We start from the raw sequence: 20,827 nt of genomic DNA, 5'->3' as shown, positions 1-20,827 counted from the left end.
AACGACCCGACGGCCAGCTCCCCACACCGGGAGCTGGCCGTCTCCGCGACCGAACCCGACGGCGACGACGAGCTGGACTACGTGGCCGCGCGGCTGATCAGCGGCAAGCTGACCGGCCGCCCCGTCGAGGACGCTGTCGACCTCGGCCGGATCGAGAAGGCCGTCCGCGAGATCCTGATCGCGGTCGGCGAGGACCCGGACCGCGACGGACTCCAGCAGACGCCGGCCCGGGTCGCCCGCGCGTACGCCGAACTCTTCGCCGGCCTGCGGGTCGACCCGGCCCAGGTGCTCAGCACCACCTTCGAGGCCAACCACGAAGAGCTGGTCATCGTCCGGGACATCGACGTGATGAGCCTCTGCGAGCACCACCTGCTGCCCTTCCGGGGCAGCGCGCACATCGGCTACATCCCGGGCCCCGACGGGCGGATCACCGGCCTGTCCAAGCTGGCTCGACTCGTCGAGGTCTTCGCCCGTCGGCCGCAGGTGCAGGAACGGCTCACCTCGCAGGTCGCCGACCTGCTGATGAGCAAACTCGCACCACGCGGCGTCGTCGTCGTGCTCGAATGCGAGCACATGTGCATGGCGATGCGCGGCATCCAGAAATCCGGTGCCAAGACCATCACGTCGGCCGTACGCGGCATCCTGCAGACGGACTCCAAGTCGCGGGCCGAGGCGATGGCGTTGATCATCCCCCGCTGACACCCCGACGCACCACGACCGGCCGACACCCACCCGGGACGGCCGGCCGTTGCGTTTCCGCACCCGCCCGGGGTTGTTCCGGCCGGGCGGTTTTCCGGCCCCGGCGGGTCAGCCAGCGAGCAGGGCCAACAGCAGGCCGGTCGTGGCCAGCACCGCCGGCACCAGGCACACCAACGCGCCGAAACGCACCGTACGGTCCAGCCGCTCGGTGGGGCTGACCCGGAACAACCGCCCGATGCCGATCCAGCCGGCGACGAACGCGACCGCCGGCATCGGCAGGCCGCAGATCAACGCCGCCACGGTGGCCGGTCCCACCCCCGTCGCCGCCAGCACCACGACCTGGATCAGCGGTACCAGCAGCGCAAACGGCCCGTACACCAGGAGGTTGCGCGCCCGCGCGGGCCAGGACCCCGGCCGGAACCGGCGGCGCGCGGTCAGCGCCGCGTCCGCCGCCTCGGCCCGACCACGCGCGGTCCGCAGCGCCGCCAACACGGCCGCCGGACCACCCGCCATCGACCGGGCCGCCTCGGTCAGCTCCGGCGGCGACGGCACCAGGGAGATCGCCGGTACGCCCAACTCGCGCAGCCGTTCCTGCTGACTCGCCAGCCCGGTACGGACCACCGTCAACTCCTCCCGGGCGGCCTCCGCCGACCGAGCCTGCTCACCGGCGGCGGCAGACGCGCTCCGGCGTACCCCGTCCAGCTGGCGGGCGGCCGCAAGATACTCCGTCCAGGCCGTGGTGGGCTCGACGGCCCGCGGTGTGGCGTCCCCGGTCGCCGCAACGGCCCGCTGCCGCCCTGGCCCGGTCACCGTCGCGTTCGGATCCACCTCGACACCCTCCACGCGCGCCACCCGATCAGCCGGCCTCGTCGGCGAACGGCACCAGCACCGTGCCCCGCTCGTCCGGGCCGTCCCAGAGCACCGCCCGGTCGGGGCGCACCTGCCACTCGACCGGCCGACCGAAGACTGCGGTTAGCTGCGCGACCGGCACGTCCAGCACTGCCACCGCCGCAAGCTTGTCGACCTCGCCCGACGGCTCGAACAACGCGGCGAACGGCGGCACCGCACGCCACCAGCCCAGCAGATGCCGCCCCGCAGGCGGCCCATCCCGCAGGAGAGAGCGCAGCCGGTCCACCGGCAGCTCCCGAGGACCCGGCCGGTCCAGGCCGAAAACCACCAGATACGTCGGCAGGTCGTCGGCCGCGTCCGCGAGCAGCGTCGGCAGATCCACCAACTCGGCCGAATGCCGGGTCGCCAGATCGGCCGTCAACGCCTCGGCCAGGGCCCGGGCGCCCGGATCCGGTGCCGCCACCAGGAAGCGGGCGCCGCCCGGTGCGTGGTGAGCCGACGTGCTCCGCGCCGCCGTCGCCAACAGCCCACCCGCCGCCGTGCCCGAGCCCAGCACCGCGAGGTTGCGCCCGGCCGCCGGGCCCAGCGGCACGGCGACCGTCGAGCGGGCCACGTCAACCGCCCGACCCAGCAGGGCGGCCGGGCCGTGCGCCTGCCCCGCCAGGGCCGCCCGGTGACGCGGATCGTTGCCCAGCAGCGGCCGGGCGTAACCCGCGAAGACCACCGGCGGCACCGACCCGGCCGGACGGGCCGCCCACAACTCGTGCCGCAGCTTCTCCACGACCTCCGGATGATCCTGCGGGTCCGGGTGGCGGATCAACCGTTCGTGACCCCGGATCGCACCCCGTGGGCCACCGAGCCCGCCGGCCGTGTTCACCACAGCGCTGCCCACCGGCAGACCGGCCGCCGAGTCGTTCGTCGGCTCCAACACCGGACTGCCACCCGGCAGCGCCACCCGCACCGGAAACTGCCCGAGCATCGAATCCCGATGACCAGCATCCGCGCGCGCACTCAACCCCAACTCGCCCGCGCCCGCCAAGACCAGGTGCACTCCGTACGCCCGACCCGCCCGGGCCAGCCCGTCCAACTGGGCGGCCACCTCGGCGGCCAGCCGGTCCCGCTCGGCGAAGAGCAGCGGCACATTGTCCACCACACAGACGATCCGCGGCAGCGGCTGGTGCTGACGCAGCTCCGCGAAGCGTTGCCCCCCGGCCCGGGCACCCGCCTCCGTGCGGCGCTGGACCTCGGCCGTCAACTCGTCCAACAGATCCCGGACGTACTCCCGGTCGGCGGCCATCGCGGCCGCGCGCACCTGCGGAACCCACGACCGATCCCGCTCGGTCTGCAGAAACTCCACGAAGGACTCGCCGTCGCCGAGATCCGCCAGGTAGAACGCCAGGTCGTCCGGGCCGTAGCGGGCTGCCAGGCCGAGCAGCGCGGTGGTCAGGAACGCCGCCCGACCCGCCGCGGACCGGCCACTCACCAGCCAGTGTGGGGTCAACTCGGTGAAGCCCAGCGGCACCGACCGGCCCCCGGCATCGCCGACGGTAGTGGTCAGCCCGTCGGCCGAGTCCGACTCCCACAGTCGCTCACCCGTCGGCGGCAGCAGAGCACCCAACGCCAACCGGGAACCCGCCTCCACCTGCTCGGCGAGCCGCCGACAGACCGCGTCGACCAGTTCGGCCGGCGGGTCCGCCTCGACGAAGACCGGCGAGTTCAAACCGCCCGGCGGATCGGCGCCCGGCCCGGCGAACGACGCCCCCGGCGGATCGCCCAGCAGTGCGTACGCATTACGCAGCGCCAGCGAAGTGGTGTGCGGCAGCGGCGCCCGGGCCGAGTACGGGCCGGCGGGCGGCCATCCCGCCACCACCAGATGCAGCCCAGCAGCCGACCCCTGCTCGGCCAACGTCTCGATGCGCGCCAGATCGGTCGGGCCGGTCGACTCCGGCAGCGCGGCCACCACCAGCAACAACGTCCGATCGTGACGCCGGCGCCCACTCGCCCCCGGCGTCACCCACTGCTCCGCCTCGGTCAGCACCACGCGCAACCCCGCCACGTCCACCGCCGGCGGCGGCAACAGGCCAGCATCCGCGAGCGCCCCGAACGGCGTCAGCACAGCACCCGTGGCATCCACCGCGCGAATCAGCAGGGCACCTGCCGGTGCCGCACCCAACAACCGCAGGAGTACGGCCCGGAGCAACCCCGCCACCCGCGGCTCCCGCGCGTCAGCGTCCACGCTGAGGTGACCGGTGCCGACAAGTGGCACCAACGCGGGGAAACGAGCGTCGTCCAACGGCGCCGCAGTACCGACCCGAACGAACGGCGGTGGACCATCTCCCGCCGGCGAGTCCACGGTGAGCGAGTCCAGCGCCGCGCCCGACCAGCCAGGAGCCAGCAAGGCCGCAGCCGTCCGTAGCCGGTCGGCCACCTCGTACTGACGGCGCTGATCGGCCGGAGCCGGCCGCGTCTCGTCCAGGATCCCAGCAGCTGCGGTCGCGACGGCCGCAGCCCGACGGTGCAGGGCTGCGGCGCGGTTCGTGCGAGCCTTCGGACCGGCCACCGCGTCCACCCCCTCTACCCGAGGTTGGCAACCCCTCCCCAAGCAGAGACGGTATCCCAGCCGACGGCCCTCCTCCGGGAGGTGCCTCGGCGCTGCGCCGGTGTTGTCGTGGATCTCACCGGTGGGGAGGGGTCCGTCACGATCCGCTGGATCTGAGGCATTGGCTCCGGAGCGTCCAGCCGATAACTTCAGGAGGTGGAATCAGTGCAGCCCCCCGCCGGTTCCCAGGTCTCCCGCGTACCGGCCCAGCGGACACCGTCCGAGCAGCTGCCGCCCGCCCCGGCGACGCCGGCACCGCAGCCGCCACGCCGTCGAATGCGGACGGTGCTCACGGTCGTCGCTGGCGTGCTCGCCCTGCTCTGCCTCGGCGGAGTCGCAACTGCCTACGTGTGGTACACCCGCGCCTCAACCCCGGACCGCAGCGCACCCGACGTGGTCGTGGACAACTACCTTCGCGCGTTCCTCGTGGATCGCAATGACACAAGAGCAGACCTTTTCACCTGCGAGCGCGGGGCCGAGTTGCAGGCCATTCGAGACCTGAGAGCTGAGATTGAGCAGCGCGAGGCGAAGTTCGATGTCACGGTGCGAGTCAGTTGGGGCCAACTGACTCGCACGCCGTCTAGTGAGGGAGAATCGGTCGGTACCACGCTGATCATTTCCGGGTCTGCCGAGGGCGTTGTCCGAAGCAGCCGCCGAGACGACTGGACGTTCACGGTCGTCGAAAATGACGGAGGGTGGCGAGTATGTGGCGGCACGCCGGTTGGCTGAGTCACTCGATCCACAGAAGGTGAACCGGAACCTCCAGCGTGGTGGGTGATTGGCCGCGCCAGGCCCAGCGGTACCACTCCACCTCGGGTGTGATTCGCACGCAGATGTCCCCTTCGGCACCCGAGTAGGTTTCGGTGACTGCTCGAAGGTCGCGGTGCTCCCGGCCCTCCTCGACGTGCACCACCCGTCGACCGGTGACCGCGTCCGCTTCGAAGACCGGGGTGGGCGTCCGGTGTGCCGGGCCGTCCAGCGAGACCAACCGGATGCCCGTGTCCCGGGCGTCGTCCACCCCGGGTCGGCTGCCGACGGTCTCCACCCAGACCCGCTCCACCGGCACCAGCGGCGCGAACACCTCGACCTGGTCGGCTTCGGCCCGGTACCACTCGTGCTCGGGGATCACCGGCACGTAGGTTCGGGCGCTCTGCACCACCCGGTCGTCCGCCCGCAGGTCCCCGCGCCAACCCAATCCCGGCAGCCCGACCAGTACCCGTCGCCCGCGCAGCTCGACCCGATCCGTCGCGGGGACGATGGCCAGCGGTCTCGGCGGCTGCGGTGCCCAGTCGGGCTGGTCGGCGAACGGGTCGGGCAATGGTCCGGTCATGAACCGGTGGCCTCACTCGGCAGCGCGCAGCGGGGCGCCCCGCTCGCGCATGAACGGGACCGGGTTCACCGCGCCAGACGCGTTGCGGTCGTTGCGCAGGTGCACCTCGAAGTGCAGGTGCGGGCCGGAGGAGTTACCACTACTGCCGACCTTGCCGATCACCTGACCGGCCGTCACGATCTGATCTTTCTTGACGAAGGGCTGAACCACCATGTGGCAGTACCGGGTGATGTAGCCACCGGCGTGCAGCAGGTCGACGAACCAGCCGCAGCCCCCCTTGCCGGGGAATCCGTCCACGTTGCAGTCCTGTCGGCGGCGGCGGTCCTCGTCGCAGATCGAAACCAACACTCGACCGGTCGCTGCCGCGCGGATCTCGGTGCCCTTGGCCGCGCCGATGTCGACTCCGTTGTGGCTGGGCCGGCTGGTGGTGCGGAAACCGGAGCCGACTCCGCCAGGGATCGGTGCGGTCCAACCGGAGGCGGCGATCTGGCCGCGCTCGGCCGCGTTGCACACCGCCTTGCCGTTGATCTCGACAGTGCGGGCCGCGCCCCCGGCCAGCGCGTCCACGATCCGGCTGGCTACCTCCTCGTGTTTGGCGTACGCGTCCGGATATGCGCTGACCTGCACCCGCTGCGCGACCACGGTCAGTGGTCGGCGTTGCCAGCTCTCCACCTTGACGAGCTTCTCGTAGAACTTGCGGGCCGCGTACGCGGGGGTCAACCGCTCGGCGACGCTGCCCCACCCCGGCCGCTGCTGGAACAGGCCCAGCGAGTCGTGGTCCGCGCCAACCCCCTCGTGCGGCAGAGCCAGGGACGCGGGTACGCCGCTGTTCGCCAGGTTGCGTAGGGCCGACTCCTGCATCGCGGTGGCGAGGGCGACCACCCAGCCTCGGGAGGGTACGCCCATGTCCTGGCCGACCTTGATGATGATCGCGGCATTGCGGACCTGGGTGTCGCCGTACTCGGTGAACCGCGGCAGCTTGCCCGTGATGTTGACCGCTCGCACCGGTCCGCACTCCGTGCCTGCCATGGTGTCGCCGTTCTCGGACTCGTCGCCGCCGAGCCCGGTGAGGAAGAACGCCGCAGTGCCGCCGGTGCAGCAGAGTAGGAGCAGCATCCCGGTGAGCACCGCGGCGACCACACCGAGCCGGAGAGGCCCGCGGCGGGTTCCGGCACTACCAACGTCGCTCATGGCCGCTCCCAGTCCAGAACGTCGACCAGCCAACCATCGTCGGACGTGACCAGCTCCAGCCGGAGCCCGCCGGCATCGAGGGGGAGTAGCAACTCGACGAAAGTCTCGGTCCGCTCTCGCATTGTTGGCGGACCGGTGACCTTCTCGGCGGGCACGCTCTCGGGCTCGGCGCCGGTCAACTTCTCCCTCAGCGCCGGCGTGGAGAGTGGCCGTAGGCCAGCCTGCCACTCTTCCGTGGTCATCCCGGGACGGCCCAGCCAGGCCTTGGCGAAGCGGTCGGCAGTCTGTTCGGGCGTGCGGGCGCCGGGCGACGTGACGGGTGACGGTGGAGCCGCGCTGTTGAGTAGACCGTCGTCGCCGGCTGTGGGGTCCACGGTGATGATCGGCCCATCCGGACGGCTACTCAACCCATCGGCTGAGTCGCCCGGGTTGGAGATCAGCCGGGTCGCCCCGAGCACGCCGACGACCACCACCCCGATCGCCAGCGCGATGCCCAGCCGGGACCGCAGCGCCCGAGTGAAGAGGAATTCCAGCGCCCGTCGCATGACCGTCACCTCGCTTCTGAGCGCACCCGTGGTCCGGCGCGGTCCGGTGCTCGCTCGGTGGACCCCGGGCGGTAGACCACGAAGGACGGGTTCTCAGCCGGCACATCCGGCTCGGTCCAGGTCGCTGGCTGTCGGCGTCGGGGCTGCGGAGCGACCGGGCGGCTCCGACCTCTGCCCTCCTCCGCCGGCGCCTCGTCGGGCCGCTCTCGACCGTCGGGGCGCGCCGTGTCTGCCCGCCGGCCCTCGGCCGCAGCTGCCGGCGTCGGGGCCGGGTCCTCCCGCCGCGCCTCCGGACGTAGTCGGGTCTGCGTAGCGTCGGGCGACCGTCGACGTCCGCCCACCGGCTCGGCGGTGCCGCCCGGCTCGGCCACGTCCAGCCGAGCGGCGGTCCGCATGTCGCGGAAGAACCGGCGGTGCCAGGACCCGGCCGAACTGACCGCTTCGCTGCTGTCCTTGCCGCCGAGTTGGGTGATCCGCCGGTACGGCCGCAGCAGCAGCCATCCGACCACCCCGCAGAGCCAGACCAGCACCACCTGAAGCCAACCCGGCAGGGTGGGTGTGCTCATGATCAAATCAACAGCGAAGAGGTAGATCGCGGCGCCGGTGCCGAAGATGGCAATGTTGAACACTGCGGCAACGACCGCGTTAGCCAGTCGGCGCAGCCCGGCGCTGGCCGGTCGGAGTAGGCCGATCGTGCCGAGAATCGGGGCAGCGATCACCGCCCACCGGAAGATCAGGAAGCCCAGCAGTACCAGCACTGACGCGGTGAGGTCGAACATCGCGAAGAGCACGGCCGCGAGCACCGCGATGAACCCGGAGCCAATCCGGTCCATGTCGCGGGATCCTGTCAGGAACTCGTACGCCTCCGGGTCTTCGGTCTCGATCTGCTCCGCGATCGTCATCCACTGCTGCTGCTTGGCCTTGATCGTCGCTCCCCGGGTTCCCGGGTTGGCACGCAGCTTCTCGGCCTCCTCCCAGGAGAACGCCTTAGCGTCGTACAGGGCGGGGCCATACTTGCGGGCAGTCTCGCTGTCCGCCGAGCCGAGCACTCCACGTAGCCAGTTGCGGTAGAGCATGGCCTCGGTGGCAGTGTCGCTGGCCCGAACGGCAGGCGGCCGGTTGTCCTTGCATGCCTTGGGATCCGGATCATCGCACTGATCAGGCGGGGTGTCTCTGGAAGCCGGGCCTATGGCGTCGTGCACGACGCCGAGTGAGGTGATCAGGGTGCCGTCGGCGATGTTCGCGGACTTGACCGGCCAGGCCGCCAGTGCGGTGACCGCAACCATCACGAGTAACGCCCACCCGGCCGTGGTCATCGCATTGCTCATGTCCGACTGGCGGGAGCGCCACAGCAGGTAGAGACCCACCACGCAGAGCGTGACAATCCCGAAGACGCTGAATACCTTCTGGTAGATGGCTTTGGTGGCCTTCTCCACCAGCGGGTCGGCCCAATCCCACATCGAGCGAGGGTCCCAGGCCCGTTCCCGCAGAGCGTTCGAGGCGCCCACGACCGCCGTGGCGATCATGAGCTCACCGTTGGCGACGGTGGTGGTGAACTTGTAGTCCGGATGGAGGACGGCGGAGGCACAACCACCATCCGGTCGATAAGTGTTGAAGCTGTAACCGCCGTAGCCGTAGTCGCTGTAGATGCCCTTCGGTCCGGGCAGCTTGGACGAGTCCGGGCGGGAGGCGAACCAACCAGCGAGGCCCGAATCCGGGGCGGACGGTACGGGCGGCTTCCGACACTCGATCTCCCCCTCACCGACCTGCTTCAGCTTCGCCACGCAGGCGCGGAAGTCGGCTTGCCATTCTGCGGTGGTGCAGAGGTCAGCGCGGGCCTGGGCGGTGGGCGGCGCCGCGGCTGCGGCCTCCGCGCCGATCAGCGGCCAGGTGAGGGTCGCCCCGGCCAGTACGCCAAGGGCGAGCAGGAACGACATGGTCCTTGCCCAGGCCCTAGCCATGTCACGCCTCCAGATCCGGCAGGGGGATGCTCGGCAGGACTCCGGCCGCCGCGGCGATCGCGGCGGGCGTCGTGTCGAGGTGGTCCAGCAGCCCTTCGACGTACGAGACGTCGACTCGGACCTTCTGCACCCGGCCGTCGACGTCGCGCATCACGAACTCGCGGAAGCCGAGCCGGCTGGACGAGCTGGTGTCGGCGGCGGAGAGTGAGGCCAGGGTGGCCTCGTACCCGTCGTTGACCGGCACCCGCAGTAGCCGCAGCGCTTCGGAGGCGATCTCGGCGTCCTCGGCGATGCGGCCGACGAAGACGGTGGAGACGAGGTTCTGCACGTCGAGGCCGAGGATGTCTTTCGGGTTCTGCGAGGCGACCAGCGCGGCCAGGTTCCACTTGCGGGAGTCGCGGGCGAGTCGGACCAGGAACGAGCGCCCGGACCGCCAGCCCTCCATGAAGTGCGCCTCGTCGAGGCCGACGAGCTTGCGGGACGACATCGAGCCGCCGTAGCAGCGCCGGACGGCGAGCCGGTGCGCGGTGTGCAGCATCGGCAGGGCCAGTGCTTCCTCGGCTGACCAGTACTCGCGTTCGATCTTGAGGTCGGGCAGCCGTAGCCCGGCCATGGTGATCACAGTGAGCGCCGCGTCGGCACCGAGCAGCCCTTCCGGCGGTCGGCCGAAGAAGAGCATGGCCAGCGGCATCTCGGCGGTGTCCAGCAGGAGGTTGGCCAGTTCCTTGCCTGCGTCGTCGTCGAGCCGCCCGAGGCAGCTCACCACGTCGTCCAGGGTGGAGGTCTCCTCGGCGGGGACCTGGCGGACGGCGTGCCGGAAGAGGGTGGCGGTCGACGCCTCCCTGGCCACCTGCGGCGGGACGAGCATCATGCAGATGTCCTGGACCAGCATCCGCCGCTCGGCGCGGGCGTTGGAGACCGCGATCTCGAACTCCCGGTCACCGGCGGCCCCGGTGCCGAACTCGGAGCGCAGCGGCGTCGGAATGAGCGAGTAGGGCGCCAGGGTGCCGTGCTCCGAGCCGGTCAGGTTCAACACCCGGGAGTACGGCCGCAGCTCGGGCATCGCGCAGAGGCGGGCCAGCGGGCCGGACGGGTCGAGCAGGGTCACCTGGACACCTCGGCGGGCGGCCAGGTAGCCCAGGGCGCCGAGCAGGGTCGACTTGCCACCACCCGGTTCGGCGACGAAGACCGCGAGCCCGGAGCGTTCCCGGACCTCCATGGGGAAGTGCAGGTCCAGGAAGACCGGGCGGCGGCAGGTGCCGGCGGTCCGGCCGATCAGGTCGCCCCGCCGGTCGCCCACGTTGGAGGCGGCCTGGGGGAGCGCGGCGGCGAGCAACGGCACCGGCATTCGACGCACGTAGCCGGTGTTGGCGATCGGTTCGCCGGGGATGAACTCGCGGGCCAGCCAGTCCTGGTTCTTCGGGTGCTGCAGCGAGATGCGTAGCTCCCGGGAGTAGAGCTGGATGAGCCGGCGGGCCCGCTCCAGGCATTCCTCCCTGGTCCGGCCGCCGACCGCGATCCGGTGCCAGCCGTGCGCACGGGCCGAGTCGACCGGCAGCCCGGTGGTCATCTCGTCGCCGATCACCAGGGCGCGCTTGGCCAGTCGTTCCAGCTCCGGGGGCGCGTCGATGCCGTGTTCGGCGTAGTCGAGCTGCTGCGAGCGGATCATCCGCAGCCGGTGTTCGAGATTGCGGAAGGAGTCGCCGGAGCCGAGGATGTCGACGCGTGTGGAGATTTCCATCGGCCAGGGCAGCCGCTCGTGGAAGTGCAGCCAGGGCTCGTGTCGTTCCGGGATCTCCAGCGGCTCCATCCGGCCGACCGCGAGCACGGCCACGTGCCGCTCCTCGCCGGTCATCCGGTTGACCAGCTTGACCGTCGAGCCGTACGGGGTGCGGTAGCGCTCCACCTGCTCGGTCATGGCGAGCAGGTCGCCGCGCTCCCAGCGCCCGTCGGTGACGGGGGAGAGGGTGCTCGGAGGTGACATGCACAGCGCCACCGAGCGGTAGAGCAGCCATTCCAGCTCCTGGGCGGTGACCCGCCGCCCGCGCATGCCGAACGCGCCGAGCACCTCGTCGAACTGTTCCACGGTGCGGCCCAGCTTGCGGCGCTCCCCATCGGCGGTGCCCCGGCCGAAGGTGCGCAGCAGCCGCTCGGTGAGCGAGTCGCCGAGGGACCGCCGGGCGAAGGTGACGCCAAGGTAGGTCTGGCCCTCGGCGTGGTTGACCGCCATCAGGTGGCGTTGGGCGGCGACCAGGTGGTCGGCCCAGCCGGTGGTGCCGGGTACGTCGGGCAGCGGCGCCGAGGTGTGCGTGTCGATCGTGCGCGCCCACTCGTCGGCGGGGAACGGCCGGGTGGTGCGGCGCAGGTGCAGTCGGAAGCCGGCCAGGCCGGCGTACTGCTCGGAGATCGCCGACAGCAGCGCCTCGCGTTCGGCGTCCGGCCGGAACGCCCAGCGGACCTCGGGCAGCCAGTACCAGGCGGTGACGGTGTTCGGCGTGAAGGTCAGGTGGCCGGCGATCTCGGTGATGGCCAGTTCGACGGACGGATCCCGATCCCCGAATTTGATCTTCGGGGCACGAACCCGGGTCGGCTTGATCGGTCGGTCCGGTCGGCTCGTCGTGCGCTGTCGGGGCGCGACGACCTCCTTGCCGGTGGCCGCGGTGCCGGCGCTCCTGGGTCGATCCGTGTCGGTGGCCCGGCGCGCGGTGCGTTCGAGAGCTGGCCGATCCGCAGATGTGATCATGGCCGGCTGCTCCGGCGGAGCGGTGGACCGGCCGGCGGCGGCCGTCGGCTGGGGCGCTTGAACCGCCGGTCGGGCCGTCGCTGCGGGACGGCCGCCCGGCGCGGTGCTCGCGGGTCGGCGGACGGGACCGGTGGTCGCCGACGGCGACCCTTCGCCGATGGACGGGTCGGGCTCGTCCGGCGGACGCAGCATCGGCCGTCGATCGCCGGCCTGGTGCGGCACCCGGGACTCGCTGGCCGGGTGGCCGCCTCCGTGCCGTGGCTCGACGGGTCGGCCACCGTTGCCGGGCGGCTCGGCGGGCGTCCACGGTGGCTCCAGCTCGGGAACCGCGCGGGCAGGTGCCGGGCTGGCGGTGGGTGGCGGCTGATGCGGGATCGGCGGCTGCTCGCGGGTGCTCGGGCCGGCGGTGACGGCTCGTGGCGAGCCGGGTCGCCCCCCGCCGCCGAAGAGGTCCAGGAAGGGGGAGTCGATGTCGGCGTTCTCGCCGGCCGACACGGCGCTGGGCTCGGCCGGTGGCGTCCGGCGGGGAACCGGCCGGGGCGCCTGGAACACGCCGACGGCACCATGGCCGGGTGACGTCACCAGCGCGGGGTCGAGGGCAACCTCGTCCTCGTCCTCGGTGTAGTCGAACGAGTGCGCACGGTGACCGGCTGGTACGCCCGGACGACCGGCCGGGGAGCCCGGCGTGGAGGAGCGGCTCATGCGATCGCCTCGGCCACTGTCGGCAGACCCCTGCCCGCGTCCTGCGACGGACCGTTCGACGTACGTCCGGTCATGCCAGCTCCTCCCGGATCCTGATCCGGCTGCCGACCAGGCGCGGATCGCGCTGCTCGACCGCCGGCTCCCGGGTGCGTCGCCAGTCGGTCAGCGCGGTGCGGATGACCACCCGCGCCGGCCGATCGGGGTCGACGTGCCGGAAGATGAACGACGTGGTCACGATGGCGAGCGCGATCTCCCAGGCGGGGAAGAGCTCGACCGTCAACGTGAACAGCCAGTGGATGAACATGTAGAGGGGGACCAGCAGCATGAAGAGCCCGTACTGGGCGTAGGGCAGGTGGACCGGAAGGGTGTAACCGGGCGGCCCGAGGTAGACCAGGCGGGCCCGGTAGATGTCGTCGTCGGTGCGCAGCCGCATCTGGTGAACGCGCCTATTCGAAGATGAGGTCGATCAGGTAATCGCCGACGAAGAAGAGTGTTGCCGCGCCCGCGATGAAGGCGAGCCCGACGATGGCGATCGCGGAGCTGGTCAGCACCTTGGAGATCTCGCCTCGGCTGGCACGGCCGATGAAGATGACGCCCAGGACGGCGAGCAGGATCGGCGCGATCTTGCTGGCGAAGAAGGTGACGACACTGTTGGTGTCGATCCCCTTCGGTGCCGGCTCCGCGAGTGGAGCCGACGCCAGGGTGGAGAGCGCGTGGGCGACGCCGGACGACGCCGTCTCCATGAGCTCGAAGGCGATCACTGGAACCTCCCCATAGCGCGGCCGGCGGTGCCGCGGCGGTGCAATAGGCAAGCCTGGCAGGAAAAGCGCTCCACAGGGCATGGCGTTCTTGACCCTGTGTTCGTTACTCACCACGGAGGGTGGCGAGGTTTGGGCGGATTTTCCCCGCTTCGGCCCTCCCTCCAAGCTTCGCCATCTCGATGCTGGCCAATTCCAAAGCGTACGGGCCGCCCCGGATTGCGACAAGCCGCGAAGGGGCTGCCCGTTACTGCCCGGATGACCGATCGTACACCTGTTCTAATCACCACGTCAGGGGCGCTGGTGCGGGGCCGACCCGGGTCGCTGGGCGCCGCTGCCGCGACCGGTACCGTCTAGTCGTGACCGATCTGGTGCGGGCTTCGGGCCCGGTGGTGATGGGCGTCCTCAACGTCACACCGGACTCCTTCTCCGACGGCGGACGGTACGCCGACCTGGACGCTGCCGTCGGACACGGCGTCCGTCTGCGCGACGCCGGTGCGCACCTGGTCGACATCGGTGGCGAGTCGACCCGTCCGGGCGCCGAGCGGATCGACGCCGCGACCGAGGCCGAGCGGGTGTTGCCGGTCATCCGCGAGCTGACCGCCGCCGGTGTGACGGTCAGCGTCGACACCAGCCGTGCCCTGGTCGCGGAGGCCGCCCTGGCCGCTGGCGCGGCGGTGGTCAACGATGTCTCCGGTGGCCTGGCCGACCCGGACATGGCCCGGGTGGTCCGCGACGCGCACTGCCCCTGGGTGCTGATGCACTGGCGCGGGCACTCCCGGGCGATGCGCGAGCTGGCCACCTACACCGACGTGGTGGCCGACGTCCGGGCCGAGTTGGCCCAACGGATCGACACGGCGCTGGCCGCCGGAGTGGCCGCCGACCGCCTCATCGTCGACCCCGGGCTCGGCTTCGCCAAGACGGCCGCTCACAACTGGGAACTCAGCGCCCGCCTGCCGGAGCTGCTGGATCTCGGCTACCCGCTGCTCTTCGGGGCGAGCCGCAAGTCCTACCTCGGCGGGTTGCTCGCCGCCGCGGACGGCACACCGCGACCGACCGCCCAGCGGGAGGCGGCCACCGTGGCCACCAGCGTGCTGGCGGTCGCCGCGGGCGCCTGGGGCGTACGCGTGCACGACGTCCAGGCCACCGCCGACGCGCTCGCCGTCTGGGCGGCGACCGGCAGCCCCCGGCTGGCCGTGCCGCCGCACGACAAGAAGCGAACGCAACACGATCACGAGCATGGGGTACGGCGATGACGACCGACCGGATCCAGCTGACCGGCCTGCGGGCGCGCGGCCGGCACGGGGTGTACGACTTCGAACGCGAGCAGGGGCAGGACTTCGTGGTCGACGCCGTCCTGGAGCTGGACCTCGGCCCGGCCGCCGCCAGCGACGACGTCACCGCCACCGTGCACTACGGCGAGCTGGCCGAACGCCTGGTCGCGGTGGTGACCGGCGAGCCGGTCAACCTGATCGAGACTCTGGCGGACCGACTCCTCACGGTCTGCCTGGCCGACGAACGGGTCGACACCGCGACGATCACCGTGCACAAGCCGGAGGCCCCGGTGCCGCACACCTTCACCGACGTGGCCGTCACCATGACCCGGACGCGTACCCGATGACCCGGGCGGTCCTCTCGCTCGGCAGTAACCTGGGCGACCGCCTGGAGCACCTGCGCACGGCCGTCGCCACCCTCGGCGACGCGGTGCTCGTGCTCTCCGGGGTGTACGAGACTCCACCGTGGGGCGACACCGACCAGCCCGCGTACCTCAACGCGGTGGTGCTCGTGCAGGACGAGAGCGCGACCCCGCGCGACTGGCTGGAGCGGGCCCGGGACGCGGAGCGCGCGGCCGGCCGGGTCCGTGACCCGCAGCGGCGGTTCGGGCCGCGCACCCTCGACGTGGACGTGATCGCGGTCTGGGGCGACGACGACGAGCCGGTGCTCAGCGACGACCCGGAGCTGACCCTGCCGCACCCCCGGGCGCACCTGCGCGCCTTCGTGCTGCGTCCGTGGATCGACATCCAGCCGTACGGTCGGCTGCCCGGTCACGGCTGGCTGACCGACCTGCTGACCACCGGCCCGGCGGCGGACGAGGCGTTGGAGCTGCGTCCCCGGCCGGAGTTGGCGTTAGAGTCGACGGCATGACCGAGCGGAACCGGCCGGCATGACGCAGGCGAAGCCCCCACCCCGCGGGTCGGGCCCGGACGGGTCGCGGATGGGCCCCACCCGGATCTCGACCCTGGTCGTGGCCGGCCTGGCCGCGGCGGCGGTGGCCTGGCTGCTGATCAGCACCCTCTACTACAGCGGCATTCCCCGGCTGCCCTGGCTGCCGGTGGTGACGCTGGCCGGGCTCGCCGTGCTGGAGGCGTACGCCGCGATCAACACCCGGGGCCGGATCGAGCGCAAGCCGGGTCGGGACCCGGTGAATCCGCTGTTGGTCGCCCGCTTCGTGGTGCTGGCCAAGGCGTCGGCACTGGCCGCGGCGATCTTCGCGGGCTTCTACGCGGGGCTCACCGGCTGGCTCTTCGTGGAGACCACCCGCGCCGCCCTGGACGATCGACCGGCCGCCGGCGGGGGCCTGCTCGCCTCGCTGGCACTGGTCGGCGCCGCGCTCTGGTTGGAGCGCTCCTGCCGCGTGCCGGAACGCCCGGACGACGAGCGCGAGCAGGACCCTCGGGAGAGCCGCCCCGGCCAGCGCTGAGCAGGGGGTTACGCCCGGCTGCGGGCGCGGGTACGGTGCCTGCGATCGGAGAGCAAGGGCCGCCCAGGGTCCGTCCGTGCGCCGGACTGGGGACGGTCGGCCACTGGGGAGGCGGCGTCATGGGGTACGAAGAAGCGGGCCGGGACCGGTCGGCCGAACCCTCGTCGGGGGTGCCGGCCGCCGTTCTGGACAACGTCTTCGACGACCCCACCCACGGTGAGCCCGGCCGGGATCGGATCGGCGTACACCTGGGCTGGGAACTGCTGCTGCTGGCCGGGCTGGCCGCCGTGAGCTGGCTGCTCTGGCGGGAGGATCCGACCGCGGTGCGCGACGGCAACCTGCGCACGCTGCTGATCGACGCGGTCGGGCTGGGGTTGCTCGCCCTGGCCGCCGGGCTGAGCCTGCGTACGGCCGCGCCTAACCTGGCCGTCGGCCCGATCGCGGTAGCGGCCGCCCTGCACTATGCCGAGCAGGGTGACCGGGGCCTGCCGGCGTCGCTCGGTCCGGCCGTGGCGGTCGCCGCGGTGGGCGGGCTGGCGCTGGCGCTGGCCGTGGTGGTGCTGCACGTGCCGGGCTGGGCCGCCAGCCTGGCCGGCGCCGCCGCAGTGGTGGTGTACATCGAGCGCCGTTCGGCGCCCGTGCTGGTGCAGGGTGACTACGACCCGACCAGCAGCGCCGGTTACCTCTTCGCCGGCTTCGCCGCGGTGGCCGTCCTCGGCGGGCTGTTCGGCGCGATCCGGGCGATCCGCCGGCTCGTCGGCCGGTACCGACCGATCGCCGACCCGGCCCGTCGGCGGGGGGCGGTGGCCGCCGTGGTGACCGCCGTCGCGCTGGTCGTCTCCACGGTGCTGGCCGCTCTGGCCGGCGTGCTGCTCGCCGCCAACGACCCCGGGCCGGTGGCGCCCACCTCGGGGCTGGACTGGACGGTGCTGGCCATCGGGGTGGCCCTGCTCGCCGGCACCAGCGCGTACGGCCGCCGGGGCGGTGTGTTCGGCACGCTGCTGGCGGTCGGCCTGGTCACCGTCTTCCAGGTGTACGCGCCGGAGCGCGGCTGGACGCTGAGCAACTGGGTGGTCGGCGGGGCCGCACTCGGCGTCGGGCTGCTGGCCACCCGGCTGGTCGAGACGCTCGGGCGGCCCCGAGCCGGCAGCCCGGACCGGCCCGAGCCGGTCAGCGACGGCACGATCAGCTCGGGCTGGACCACGCCGCAGCCGCAGTCCGTCGACAACTGGCCTCCCACGCTGCCGACCCAGGCTGCGCCCCAACCGGTCGACCCGTGGCGGGATCCGCGGTGGGAGGACGGCCCGCGACGGTGGGACACCGACGAGCGGTGAGCCGCGTCGCGTCCGCCGAGCCGGAGCTGATCTCGACCGTTAGGCTCGGCGACATGACCGACACACCTGCCGCCACCCCGGGCGGAACCTCGTTCGCCGAGCTTGACGCGCTGTCCACCGAGGAGCTGCGGGAGCGGGCGTTCGCCCTCGCCCGGGATCGTCGGGACGTGAAGTTCTACTGGTCGGTGCTGCGCCACCTGCCGAACGCGGACGAGGCCACGGTGCTGGACGGCGCCCCGAACTCGATCGGCCCGACGATCGACGAGGCCAACGCGCTGTGGCGGGAGCTGACCGGTCACGGCTACGAGGAGTCGGCGCCGCTGCTGCGGGCCGCCTTCATCGACTACCTGATGAAGCACTGAGCCGCTCGGGGCAGCCCAGGTCCGCCCGAGCCACCGGTTCGGGGCCTGGGCGGATCGCGTCGCTCATCCACCGTTCCGGCCCGGTCAGCCGCTACGGCACGGCCGCCGGCACCGGCGCGCTCGCGGTGTTGCTGCTGGTCGGCATCTGCGGAAGTCCGGCGTACACCGGTTGGGCCGTCACCCTGACCGACCCGGAGTCGGCCGGCGCGTTCTACGCGCGCCTGCTCGCCTGGCCGGCCTGGCGGCTCGACGCGGACGGGCAGGCCGGCGGGTTGTTCGCCGCCGACGTGCGAGCCGTGCTGCTGGTGGTCCTCGCGGTGGCGCTGCTCTACCTGTTGCCCGCCGCCCAGGTCGCCCGGGTGCCCGGCCCGGTCAGCCAGTTCTTCTCCGGCTGGGCCGCGTACGTGCTGGCTGGTGGGCTGGCCGCCGTGCTGGCGGCGCTGCTCGGCCCGGCGCCTTCACTGCTGGGGGCCCTACAGGACGCCAGCACCGGTGCCGGTTACGGCTTCCTCACCGGGTGGATCATCGGCATCGCCAGCCTCGGCGGTCGCGCCTGACCCGCCGAGGCGGGGTCAGGCGCGGCGGTCGTACGGGCGCCGCGACCGGGGTGGGTCAGCTGGTCGGGCGGCCGAGGTCGAGGAGGCGCTGTCGGCTGAGCGCGCCCACCGGCCGGCCGGCGTCGGTCACGAGGAGCCGGTCCCGGCCCGAGGTGAGCAGGACCGCCAACGCGTCGTACGCCGAGCCGTCCACCTCGACGGTGGGCAGGTCCGGTGCGGCGTCCTCGGGCACCGGCTCCAGCGCCTCCCGGTCGAGCGGGGTGACCGCCAGCCGGCGGATGCCCCGGTCGGCGCCGACGAACTCGCGTACGAACGGAGTGGCGGGTGCGCCGAGCAGCGCGGCCGGCGTGTCGTACTGCTCCAGGTGCCCGCCCTCGGAGAGGACCGCGATCCGGTCACCGAGTCGGACGGCCTCGTCGAGGTCGTGGGTGACCAGCACGATCGTCTTGCGCACCTCGGCCTGGAGGCGCAGGAACTCCTCCTGTAGGCGGGCCCGGACGATCGGGTCGACGGCCGAGAACGGCTCGTCCATCAGCAGCACCACCGGGTCGGCGGCGAGCGCGCGGGCCACCCCGACCCGCTGCCGCTGGCCACCCGAGAGCTCGTGCGGGTAGCGACCGCCGAACTCCGCCGGGTCCAGTCCGACAAGGTCGAGCAGCTCGTCGACCCGGGCCCGGGTCTGGCTCTTGGGCCAGCGGAGCAGGCCCGGCACCGTGGCCACGTTGGCCCGTACCGTCTGGTGTGGAAAGAGGCCGACGTTCTGGATCACATAACCGATGCGACGGCGTAGTCGTACCGGGTCGACGTCGGTGACGTCCTCGTCGCCGAGCGTGATGCGACCGGCGGTCGGTTCGATCAGGCGGTTGATCATCCGCAGCACTGTCGACTTGCCGCAGCCGGACGGGCCGATCAGCACCACCAGCTCGCCGGCCCGGACCTCCAGGCTGAGGTTCCGGACAGCCTCGGTGCCGTTCGGGTAGCGCTTCTGGATGCCGTCCAGGGAGATCGACGCCGCGCGAGGGGATTGGGCCACGCTGGCAGCCTCCGGGGTAACGTCCACGTATGTCCTTCCGCCTGAGCTACCGGGCCGACCCGGGTAACCCCTGGTTCTCCTGGCAGTACGTGCGGGACAACTCTGACACGATCCTCGCCGCGGTGCGCGAACACGCCTCCCTCACCGGGCGAGCGGTGTTGATCGCGGTGTTGATCGCGCTGCCGTTGTCCGTGCTGGCGTACTGGGTCCGTCCGCTCGCCGGTCCGATCCTCGCCGTCAGCGGGGTGGTCTACACCATCCCGTCGTTGGCGCTCTTCGCGTTCATCGCCCCCTACCTGGGCACCGGGGCGACCACGGTGCTGGTCGGGCTGGTCCTCTACGCGTTGCTGCTGATCGTTCGCAACGTGGTGGCCGGTCTCAATCAGGTGCCCCCGGAGGTTCGCGAGGCCGCCGAGGGCATGGGCTACGGCCGGTGGAGACGCCTGTTCCGGATCGACCTGCCGCTGGCGCTGCCGGGCATCGTGACCGGCGTACGGCTGGCGACCGTCTCGACCGTGGCGTTGGTCACGGTCGGGGTGCTGGTCGGGCACGGCGGACTCGGGCAGTTGATCTTCGCGGGCTTCCAGAACAACCTCTACAAGGCCGAGATCATGACCGCCGCGCTGCTCTGCGTGGCGCTCGCGGTCGTGCTCGACCTGCTGCTCATCCTGGTCGCCCGACTGGTGACCCCCTGGTCCGCTCGGAGGGCACGGTGACCGTCGCGGCGAACCCGATCGGGCAGGCGATCACCTGGATCAACGACCCACTGAACTGGACCAACCCGGGCGGCATGCTGGACCGGCTCGGCGAGCACCTGACGATCTCCGCCCTGGCGGTGGCGCTCGGCTGCCTGGTGGCCTGGCCGCTCGGGCTCTGGCTGGGGCACCTCGGCCGAGGCGGCGGCCTCGTGGTGCTGATCTCCAACGCCACCCTGGCCATCCCCACCCTGGCGCTGCTGACCATCCTGCCGGTCGCCTTCGCGAGCGGCTTCGGGAAGACACCGGTCGTGGTGGCACTTGCCGTCTTCGCCGTGCCGCCGCTGCTGGCCAACGCGTACACCGGGGTGCGGCAGGTGGACCCGGAGGCCCGCGATGCAGCCCGGGGGATGGGTCTGTCCAGCGCACAGCTGCTGCGCCGGGTGGAGTTGCCGCTCGCGGTGCCCTACCTGGCGGCCGGCTTCCGGACCGCGGCGGTCCAGGTGATCGCCACCGCGGCGCTGGCCTCCTTCGTCAACGGCGGCGGCCTCGGGCAGATCATCCGGACCGGCTTCGGTATCGGTATCGCGGCCGGCGGCGGGCAGATCGTCGCCGGCGGTGTGCTGGTGGCCGGGCTCGCGCTGCTGGCCGAGGTGGTCCTCGGCGGCGTCGAACGGCTGGTCACCCCCAAACCGCTGCGCCGCGGGCGGCAGCGCCTCGGGCGGCCCCGGGCCGCCGACGCCACCGGGAGCGCCTGACCCGTCCGGG

General features: G+C 72.2%; 21 protein-coding genes. 11 read left to right on the top strand and 10 right to left on the bottom strand.

Annotation, left to right across the window (positions count from 1 at the left end; genetic code table 11):
• Positions 1-33 precede the first annotated feature (33 nt).
• The gene (folE, locus tag ACQRWP_RS26590) at positions 34-699 is read left to right on the top strand and encodes a GTP cyclohydrolase I FolE (protein WP_030328001.1); all 666 of its coding nucleotides are present in this window, start codon (positions 34-36) and stop codon (positions 697-699) included.
• A 108-nt stretch (positions 700-807) separates the two neighbouring features.
• Here folE and ACQRWP_RS26585 read toward each other — a convergent pair whose 3' ends face one another.
• Positions 808-1,527, bottom strand: a complete 720-nt coding sequence (locus ACQRWP_RS26585; RefSeq protein ID WP_430498602.1) for a hypothetical protein — start codon at positions 1,525-1,527, stop codon at positions 808-810.
• Positions 1,528-1,555: 28 nt separating this feature from the next.
• Positions 1,556-4,117: an FtsK/SpoIIIE domain-containing protein gene (locus tag ACQRWP_RS26580; RefSeq protein WP_430498600.1), complete on the bottom strand. Its 2,562-nt coding sequence runs from the start codon at positions 4,115-4,117 to the stop codon at positions 1,556-1,558.
• A 195-nt stretch (positions 4,118-4,312) separates the two neighbouring features.
• Between ACQRWP_RS26580 and ACQRWP_RS26575 the strand changes: the two genes are divergently transcribed.
• On the top strand, positions 4,313-4,876 hold the full coding sequence (locus ACQRWP_RS26575) for a hypothetical protein (protein WP_430503297.1): 564 nt from the start codon (positions 4,313-4,315) through the stop codon (positions 4,874-4,876).
• A gap of 1 nt (position 4,877) precedes the next feature.
• Here the strand turns inward: ACQRWP_RS26575 and ACQRWP_RS26570 are convergent, their stop codons facing one another.
• From ACQRWP_RS26570 to ACQRWP_RS26540, 7 genes are all read right to left on the bottom strand, one after another.
• Complete coding sequence (locus tag ACQRWP_RS26570; RefSeq protein WP_430498598.1) at positions 4,878-5,477, bottom strand: hypothetical protein; 600 nt, start codon at positions 5,475-5,477, stop codon at positions 4,878-4,880.
• A gap of 12 nt (positions 5,478-5,489) precedes the next feature.
• A complete protein-coding gene (locus tag ACQRWP_RS26565) occupies positions 5,490-6,668 on the bottom strand; it encodes a M23 family metallopeptidase (RefSeq protein ID WP_430498596.1) in 1,179 nt (392 codons plus the stop codon).
• Entirely contained in the window at positions 6,665-7,213 is a 549-nt protein-coding gene (locus tag ACQRWP_RS26560) for a hypothetical protein (RefSeq protein WP_430498594.1), read from the bottom strand. Before ACQRWP_RS26560 ends, ACQRWP_RS26565 begins: the two co-directional genes overlap by 4 nt.
• A gap of 5 nt (positions 7,214-7,218) precedes the next feature.
• Positions 7,219-9,174 carry an MFS transporter gene (locus tag ACQRWP_RS26555; protein WP_430498593.1) on the bottom strand — a complete coding sequence of 652 codons (1,956 nt, stop codon included), beginning with the start codon at positions 9,172-9,174 and terminating at the stop codon, positions 7,219-7,221.
• Position 9,175: 1 nt separating this feature from the next.
• Positions 9,176-12,619: an ATP-binding protein gene (locus ACQRWP_RS26550; protein WP_430498591.1), complete on the bottom strand. Its 3,444-nt coding sequence runs from the start codon at positions 12,617-12,619 to the stop codon at positions 9,176-9,178.
• Positions 12,620-12,689: 70 nt separating this feature from the next.
• Positions 12,690-13,052 carry a hypothetical protein gene (locus tag ACQRWP_RS26545; protein ID WP_053654782.1) on the bottom strand — a complete coding sequence of 121 codons (363 nt, stop codon included), beginning with the start codon at positions 13,050-13,052 and terminating at the stop codon, positions 12,690-12,692.
• A gap of 13 nt (positions 13,053-13,065) precedes the next feature.
• The gene (locus ACQRWP_RS26540; RefSeq protein WP_030327982.1) at positions 13,066-13,380 is read right to left on the bottom strand and encodes a hypothetical protein; all 315 of its coding nucleotides are present in this window, start codon (positions 13,378-13,380) and stop codon (positions 13,066-13,068) included.
• A gap of 356 nt (positions 13,381-13,736) precedes the next feature.
• Here ACQRWP_RS26540 and folP point away from each other — a divergent pair, with 356 nt between their 5' ends.
• From folP to ACQRWP_RS26505, 7 genes are all read left to right on the top strand, one after another.
• Positions 13,737-14,633, top strand: coding sequence for a dihydropteroate synthase (gene folP / locus ACQRWP_RS26535; RefSeq protein WP_430498588.1), 897 nt, complete (start codon positions 13,737-13,739; stop codon positions 14,631-14,633).
• A complete protein-coding gene (gene folB / locus ACQRWP_RS26530; protein WP_430498586.1) occupies positions 14,630-14,998 on the top strand; it encodes a dihydroneopterin aldolase in 369 nt (122 codons plus the stop codon). Before folP ends, folB begins: the two co-directional genes overlap by 4 nt.
• Positions 14,995-15,522: a 2-amino-4-hydroxy-6-hydroxymethyldihydropteridine diphosphokinase gene (gene folK / locus ACQRWP_RS26525; protein ID WP_112674319.1), complete on the top strand. Its 528-nt coding sequence runs from the start codon at positions 14,995-14,997 to the stop codon at positions 15,520-15,522. The genes folB and folK overlap by 4 nt, the downstream gene beginning before the upstream one ends.
• A gap of 19 nt (positions 15,523-15,541) precedes the next feature.
• Complete coding sequence (locus ACQRWP_RS26520; RefSeq protein ID WP_396817813.1) at positions 15,542-16,078, top strand: DUF3180 domain-containing protein; 537 nt, start codon at positions 15,542-15,544, stop codon at positions 16,076-16,078.
• A 119-nt stretch (positions 16,079-16,197) separates the two neighbouring features.
• Positions 16,198-17,412, top strand: coding sequence for an ABC transporter permease (locus tag ACQRWP_RS26515; protein WP_430498584.1), 1,215 nt, complete (start codon positions 16,198-16,200; stop codon positions 17,410-17,412).
• A gap of 53 nt (positions 17,413-17,465) precedes the next feature.
• A complete protein-coding gene (locus ACQRWP_RS26510) occupies positions 17,466-17,774 on the top strand; it encodes a hypothetical protein (protein ID WP_430498582.1) in 309 nt (102 codons plus the stop codon).
• Between the two features lie 125 nt (positions 17,775-17,899).
• Entirely contained in the window at positions 17,900-18,331 is a 432-nt protein-coding gene (locus ACQRWP_RS26505; protein ID WP_308193261.1) for a hypothetical protein, read from the top strand.
• A 55-nt stretch (positions 18,332-18,386) separates the two neighbouring features.
• On the opposite strand, the gene ACQRWP_RS26500 is transcribed toward ACQRWP_RS26505, so the two are convergent.
• A complete protein-coding gene (locus ACQRWP_RS26500) occupies positions 18,387-19,391 on the bottom strand; it encodes an ABC transporter ATP-binding protein (RefSeq protein ID WP_430498580.1) in 1,005 nt (334 codons plus the stop codon).
• Between the two features lie 2 nt (positions 19,392-19,393).
• Between ACQRWP_RS26500 and ACQRWP_RS26495 the strand changes: the two genes are divergently transcribed.
• Positions 19,394-20,080 (top strand): ABC transporter permease, encoded by a 687-nt coding sequence (locus ACQRWP_RS26495; RefSeq protein ID WP_354940124.1) that lies wholly within the window; start codon positions 19,394-19,396, stop codon positions 20,078-20,080.
• Complete coding sequence (locus ACQRWP_RS26490) at positions 20,077-20,817, top strand: ABC transporter permease (protein WP_430498577.1); 741 nt, start codon at positions 20,077-20,079, stop codon at positions 20,815-20,817. The genes ACQRWP_RS26495 and ACQRWP_RS26490 overlap by 4 nt, the downstream gene beginning before the upstream one ends.
• Positions 20,818-20,827: the final 10 nt, after the last annotated feature.

The organism is Micromonospora trifolii (genome assembly GCF_050516465.1).
GTDB lineage: Bacteria > Actinomycetota > Actinomycetes > Mycobacteriales > Micromonosporaceae > Micromonospora > Micromonospora trifolii.
Note: the sequence above shows the minus strand (reverse complement) of the source record. Positions and strands in the feature narration are given on the sequence as shown.